The organism is Bartonella queenslandensis AUST/NH15, assembly GCF_000312585.1.
Taxonomy (GTDB): Bacteria; Pseudomonadota; Alphaproteobacteria; order Rhizobiales; family Rhizobiaceae; genus Bartonella; species Bartonella queenslandensis_A.
On record NZ_HE998007.1, the window covers coordinates 14,308 to 21,640 of the forward strand.

The 7,333-nt window shown below is 37.8% G+C and carries 4 protein-coding genes and 1 pseudogene; 4 read left to right on the forward strand and 1 reads right to left on the reverse strand.

Translation table 11 applies throughout. The features are described from left to right. Positions 1-87: 87 nt before the first annotated feature. Entirely contained in the window at positions 88-582 is a 495-nt protein-coding gene (gene ssb, locus BN338_RS06945) for a single-stranded DNA-binding protein (protein ID WP_039760398.1), read from the reverse strand. A 335-nt stretch (positions 583-917) separates the two neighbouring features. Between ssb and uvrA the strand changes: the two are divergent. From uvrA to BN338_RS06965, 4 genes and pseudogenes are all read left to right on the forward strand, one after another. Beyond that, positions 918-3,832: pseudogene (uvrA, locus tag BN338_RS06950) on the forward strand (excinuclease ABC subunit UvrA). Between the two features lie 1,070 nt (positions 3,833-4,902). Then, a complete protein-coding gene (locus BN338_RS06955; RefSeq protein ID WP_039760399.1) occupies positions 4,903-5,241 on the forward strand; it encodes a P-II family nitrogen regulator in 339 nt (112 codons plus the stop codon). Between the two features lie 58 nt (positions 5,242-5,299). Continuing rightward, positions 5,300-6,709: a type I glutamate--ammonia ligase gene (gene glnA / locus BN338_RS06960; RefSeq protein ID WP_039760401.1), complete on the forward strand. Its 1,410-nt coding sequence runs from the start codon at positions 5,300-5,302 to the stop codon at positions 6,707-6,709. Between the two features lie 154 nt (positions 6,710-6,863). Then, positions 6,864-7,333: hypothetical protein (locus BN338_RS06965; RefSeq protein ID WP_039760402.1), on the forward strand; the 470-nt coding region annotated here is incomplete at its 3' end.

Sequence of the window (7,333 nt, forward strand, 5' to 3'; positions counted from 1 at the left end):
AATAAACAACTTCCACTTCGCTAAACTTCAAAAGCCTGAAACAGACAAACCATAAAGAACGCGTAATATCCTGTAATTTAAAGACTCTTAGAAAGGGACGTCATCATCTAATTTGTGAGAGAAACTTTCTCCTACTTGGCTATTATTTTGACCAAAAGTATTTCTCTGATTTGAGCTACTATCTGCAAAGCCACCACTATAACTACCCCCTTGCTCCCCACTCGCTCCCCCTCGCCCATCAAGCATTTGTAATTCACCACGGTATTTTTGCAAAACAACCTCTGTTGTATAACGATCATTTCCATTTTGATCTTGCCATTTCCGTGTCTGTAACTGCCCCTCAATATAAATTTTACTCCCCTTTTTTAAATATTGCTCTGCAATTTTGACAAGGTTCTCATTAAAAATAACAATGCTATGCCACTCAGTGCGTTCTTTTCGCTCATTTGTATTCCGATCACGCCAACTTTCCGAAGTAGCAATACGCAAATTTGCCACTTGATCTCCAGAATTCAAACGGCGGATTTCAGGATCTGACCCGAGATTACCAATCAAAATAACTTTATTAAGGCTACCAGCCATCGCATAAACTCCAAAAATTTAATTCGTAAAATAGTCTATTATATAACAGTTATAACCATCTTGACCTTCAATTTACAGGTCTGTAATTGACCTTCAATATGGATGTTGTTACCCTTTCCCAACATTGGATCTGTGTGATTATAACAAAATATGATAACAACGCATAGTTTATTCCATCAGTAGAGAATAAAAAGCTGCTCATTTGTATTTTTCTTTTCATAAAACTTACACCTTATCTTTCTGCGTTAAAGCAATTAAGCACGTTGTAATTCTAAAAAAACAGTTTTATTCCATTTTAGAGGCTCAATTTTTGTTACACATGCCAAGGATAAAATATGACTCATCAAAAATATATCTCCATTCGCGGTGCACGTGAGCATAACCTTCAAAATATTGATCTCGATCTTCCTCGTGATAAACTCATTGTTATAACAGGACTTTCTGGATCAGGAAAATCATCTTTAGCTTTTGATACAATTTACGCTGAAGGACAACGCCGCTATGTCGAAAGCCTTTCAGCTTATGCACGCCAATTTTTGGAAGTTATGCAAAAACCTGATGTTGACCGTATCGATGGTCTTTCCCCAGCCATCTCCATTGAACAAAAAACAACCAGCCGCAACCCCCGTTCAACGGTCGGCACTGTCACTGAAATACACGACTATATGCGTCTCCTTTTTGCACGTATTGGCATTCCTCATTCCCCTGCTACAGGACACCCCATTGAAAGCCAAACAGTAAGTCAAATGGTGGATCAAATTATGTCCTTACCAGAAGGAACGCGAATTTTTATTATGGCCCCCTTGGTGAGAGGAAGAAAGGGAGAATATAAAAAAGAGCTAACAGAACTTTTAAAAAAGGGATTTCAACGTGCTAAAGTTGATGGAAAATTCTATGAAATCCCTGATATTCCACCTCTTGATAAAAAGTATAAACACGACATCGATGTCGTGGTAGACCGCATTGTTGTACAAGAGGATATCACCTCTCGCTTGGCTGATAGTATAGAAACCTGTTTACAGCTAGCAAATGGACTTGCCATTGCTGAAATGGCAGACCAACCTTTGGCACAAAAAGAAACGGCAAAAGAATCTGCTCATAAGTCAAAAAATGACACACACAAACGACTTCTTTTTTCAGAAAAATTTTCCTGCCCTGTATCAGGTTTCTCTATCCCTGAAATTGAACCACGCCTTTTTTCGTTCAATAACCCTTTTGGAGCCTGTCCTCTTTGCGATGGACTGGGCATCAAAAAGGCAATGGATCCACTGAAAATTGTGCCCAATAAAAATCTTACCTTAAAAGATGGAGCCATTGCGCCTTGGTCTAAATCAGATTCACTTTATTACAGCCAGACCTTAGAAGCATTAGGAAAAACTTACGGTTTCAAACTTTCAGACCAGTGGTGTGAACTCTCCGATGAAGCACAACAAGCTATTCTCTACGGTACAAAAAAAATGAAATCTCTTTTACCTATAAAAACGATTCTGGTTTGCATAAAACAACTCAGCCTTTTGAAGGAATTATCCCCAATATGGAAAGACGCTGGAAAGAAACCGATTCTGCTTGGTCCCGTGAAGAAATTGAGCGTTATATGTCTTCTTCGCCTTGCCCAGCCTGTCACGGTTATCGTTTAAAAGCAGAAGCCCTTGCTGTGAAAATCCATGGGATGCATATTGGTCAAATATCAGACCTTTCTATTCTAAAAGCAGATGATTGGTTTGCCAATATTCATCAATATCTCACGGAAAAACAACGTAATATTGCGGTACGTATTTTAAAAGAAATTCGCGAACGGCTCGCTTTTTTAAATCATGTAGGACTGGGATATCTTACCTTATCTCGGAATTCAGGGACCCTTTCAGGGGGAGAAAGCCAACGTATTCGATTAGCCTCCCAGATTGGTTCTGGTCTTACAGGCGTCCTTTATATTTTAGACGAACCATCTATCGGTTTACACCAACGGGATAATGAACGTCTTTTGGAAATGCTGCGCCATTTGCGCGATCTTGGCAATACAGTCATTGTTGTTGAACATGATGAAGATGCTATTCTCACAGCAGACCATGTTGTCGATATGGGGCCAGCTGCGGGTGTTCATGGTGGTAAAATCATAGCGCAAGGAACACCGCAAGAAATTATAGAGAATCAAGCCTCTCTTACAGGACAATATCTTTCAGGAAAAATGGCTGTTAGAATACCGACTGAGCGACGCAAAATATCAAAATCAAAAAACCTTAAAGTCATCGGCGCCAAAGGTAACAACCTTAAAAACATCAGTGCAAATATCCCTCTTGGAACCTTCACATGCATAACCGGTGTTTCTGGAGGAGGAAAATCAACATTTCTTATTGAAACACTTTTCAAAGCAGCATCACATCAGATCATGGGCAGTCATCACAGTCCTGCCAGCTATGATAAAATTGAGGGATTAGAATTTCTTGATAAAGTCATCGATATCAACCAGTCCCCCATTGGACGTACCCCACGCTCTAATCCCGCAACCTATACAGGCGCTTTTACACCGATTCGTGATTGGTTTGCCGAACTTCCAGAATCAAAAGCCCGTGGTTATAAAGCAGGACGTTTTTCATTTAATGTTAAAGGAGGACGCTGCGAAGCCTGCCAGGGCGATGGAGTCATCAAAATTGAAATGCACTTTTTACCGGATGTCTATGTGACTTGTGATGTCTGCAAAGGAAAACGCTATAATCGAGAAACATTAGAAATAAAATTCAAAGGGCAGTCTATCGCTGATATTTTGGATATGACAATCGAAAAGGCAGAGGAATTTTTTCACGCTGTTCCCGCTATTCATAATAAAATGGAGACCCTTATTAAAGTAGGATTGGGTTACATCAAAGTAGGACAGCAAGCAACCACACTTTCTGGTGGAGAAGCACAACGTGTAAAACTTGCAAAAGAACTTTCACGTAAAACAACAGGCCGTACACTCTACATTTTGGATGAACCGACAACAGGTTTACATTTTCATGATATTTCCAAACTTCTTGAAGTGCTCCATGAACTGGTCAAGCAAGGCAACACCGTCATCGTCATTGAACATAACCTTGACGTTATCAAAACAGCCGACTGGATTATTGATTTAGGACCAGAAGGTGGAGATCGCGGTGGTGAAATCGTTGCAATTGGACGCCCTGAAGACATTATTAAAGTTCCCGCTTCCTATACGGGAAAATTTTTAAAAGATGTTTTAATGCGTCAACCTCTCTACAATTCAAACGCTTAAAAAAGTGAACCCTTGAAGATATGGCATATAAAAAAAGCCCTGTATTTTTATTATTGTCTGTAAATTAATATCTCATTCCAGTGCAGCAACATATCTGAAACAAAAACTGAAACGATTTAGCACTTTATAAGCTGTTTCAATTTTGGTACTGCCAAATAGGCACGCATGCATAATTGTATATCTCCTCTCTGTTTGCTTCTATCTGAAACGATCAGATAGCCTAATTTGAGAAGAATAAAAAGTTTTAAGGGTACAAAAAATTTCATTTTTACCAGCTCCTTTTAATTCTTATCTTGATAATTTTCAAAAGCATCCCCAGCAATATTTTTTAAAGAATAAAGATTGAGAACTTACCCCACGCTTTTGTTTATCGCGTTCCCTAATAAGATCATGCGCCTCACAAAGGGATAGAATATTCCAAATGAAATATATTTACGTTGTCAATTCCAACCGCTTGTTTTAAAAAACATCTCTTTTAAAGAAACATCTCTCAGTGCTCCCAACAACATCTCCTGTGAATGGTATATTGATACATCCATCATTGTACATCAGCATCTTTATACTTAATAATGGAGAAAACCGCTGCTATTATGATCTTAGTCAGTCCCTATTGCTACCCCCAAACCCTTATATTTGAAACGCCATCTATTATAGGCATTTTATTTCTCTCTTAACCATTTTTATCCACACACTCATACGATTTAGGATATACACAGATATTATTTTGATTGATTGACGATAAAAAAATCTAAAATGAAAAAATCTCACACTATTAGCATTTCTCATTCAATATGAGAAAACGTATAATTATCCTTATAAATCAACCTATTATTCAATAAAAAAAATAAACTTTCTTATTAGATTATTTTAATTCTGTACAAAAGAAGTGTAAGATTTTTTTCCAAAACAACAATATTTCACATTAAACTCTACAAAAAATCTCCTCCAAGAGCATAAAGTATCATTCTTGTCGACTTTTTGTGCACAAAGTATCTGTTGGACATCTTACCGTTGTCAATATAATGTGATGCAGTCTAAAAAGACAAAATAACGTTGGAGATAATTTCAGCATGAAAAAAATTGAAGCCATTATAAAACCTTTCAAACTTGATGAAGTAAAAGAAGCGCTTCAAAAAATTGGACTACATGGTATTACAGTAACAGAAGCGAAAGGTTTTGGTAGCCAAAAGGAGCATACAGAACTTTATCGTGGTACGAAATATGTTGTTGATTTTCTACCTAAAGTAAAGATTGAAATTGTTGTATCCGATGAAAAACTGGAACAGACTGTTGATGCAATACGTAAAGCAGCTCAAACCAAACATATAGGAGATGGAAAGATATTTGTCTTTTCCATTGATGATGCCATTCGTATAAGCACTGACGAAACTGGGATCGATGCTCTTTAAATAGACAACAAAAATTTACTTTTTTATCACCCTCAACGCCATATTAAGGAAATTGAATATGACAACCGCATCAGATATTATTAAACAGATCGCAGACAACGAAATCCGTTTTGTTGATTTACGTTTTACTGATCCACGAGGAAAATTACATCACATTACAATGGATATCGCAGAGATCAGCGAAGACACCTTTAGTGATGGCGTTATGTTTGATGGCTCTTCAATTGCTGGTTGGAAAACAATTAATGAATCTGACATGGTTTTAATGCCTGATCCCAAAACAGCGCATATCGATCCTTTTTTTGCTCAATCTACTTTGGTCATATTTTGTGACGTACTTGATCCTGTCTCCGGTGAGTTTTACCGTAGGGATCCTCGTTCTATCGCCAAAAGGGCTGAGGTTTATATGAAATCTTTAGGCATTGGCGATACAATCAATATAGGTCCAGAAGCAGAATTTTTTATCTTTGATGATGTGCGTTATAAAACGGATCCTTACAACACAGGGTTTAGACTTGATTCAAGTGAACTTCCTTCCAATGATGATACGGAATATGAAACAGGCAATCTAGGACATCGCCCACGAATGAAGGGAGGTTATCTTCCCGTCCCGCCGATTGATTCCTGCCAAGATATGCGTTCTGAAATGCTCACAGCACTCAAAGATATGGGGGTACATGTTGAAAAACACCATCACGAAGTAGCAGCAGGTCAACATGAATTGGGTATTCGTTTTGATACGCTCGTTCGTGAAGCAGATAAGATGCAAATTTTTAAATATGTCGTGCATCAAATAGCAAACAGTTATGGAAAAACAGCAACCTTCATGCCAAAACCAGTTTTTGGTGATAACGGGTCTGGAATGCATGTTCATATCTCCATTTGGAAAGATGGCAAACCCATTTTTGCGGGAAATGAATATGCTGGGCTCTCAGAAACCTGTTTATTTTTTATCGGTGGTGTTATTAAGCACGCAAAAGCAGTCAATGCCTTTACCAATCCATCCACAAATTCTTATAAGCGTTTAGTTCCTGGTTATGAAGCTCCTGTCCTTCTTGCCTATTCGGCACGTAATCGTTCTGCATCTTGCCGTATCCCAATGAGTTCCTCGCCAAATTCAAAACGCGTGGAAGTGCGTTTTCCAGATCCAACAGCAAATCCCTATTTAGCATTTGCAGCCCTCTTAATGGCTGGTCTTGATGGCATCAAAAACAAAATTCACCCTGGACATGCTATGGATAAAGATCTTTATGATCTTCCCTTAAAAGAACGCAAAGAAATCCCTACCGTTTCAGGAAGTCTGCGTGAAGCACTTGAAGCACTCGACAAAGATCGTGGCTTTCTTAAAGCTGGTGATGTTTTTGATGATGATCAAATTAATTCCTTTATTCAAGTGAAAATGCAAGAAGTCCTACGTTACGAAACAACGCCCCATCCTGTTGAATTTGATATGTACTATTCTGTTTAAACAATCATACGCATTCTTTTGACTTTAAAATGGAGGCGAAAGCCTCTATTTTTGTGGATATTCTACGCGTGTAAGCGTGCAAGAGGCTTTTTACTTATCTGCTTTTCCTTTATAATCATTTTGAATTTCTTCAAATTAATTAACAAGGTTTCTAATGGCGCGAATTTGTTTTCTCGTTTGCATTTTTTTATGCATTGTCCTTATCTCATCAACAACTCAAGCACATACAATTACAAATCAAAAACTCACAGCCCTTGAAAATGCAACTTCTGCTTATAGTAAAGCACTTAAAAATGCCGATGCGAATGCCATCTTAAATGCTGTCCCTCCCGAAATCATCAACAGCTTAACCGCTAAAAAAAATCTTAGTCAATCGCAATTTCGGCAAATCATGAAAAGCCAAATCGAACAATTGTCAGAAAATTATAAGATTGAAAGTATCCACATTGACCAAAAACAAAAACGGGAAGGGACACTTGATAATGGCATTCCTTATTTTGTTATACCTGTTGAGCTTGTAACCACAAAAAATTCTGGAAAAAAATGCTCTATTCAAACTGAAATTATTGCCCTATTTCATAATAATCAATGGTATTTTATCCGAGGTAATGACGAAGCAATCTT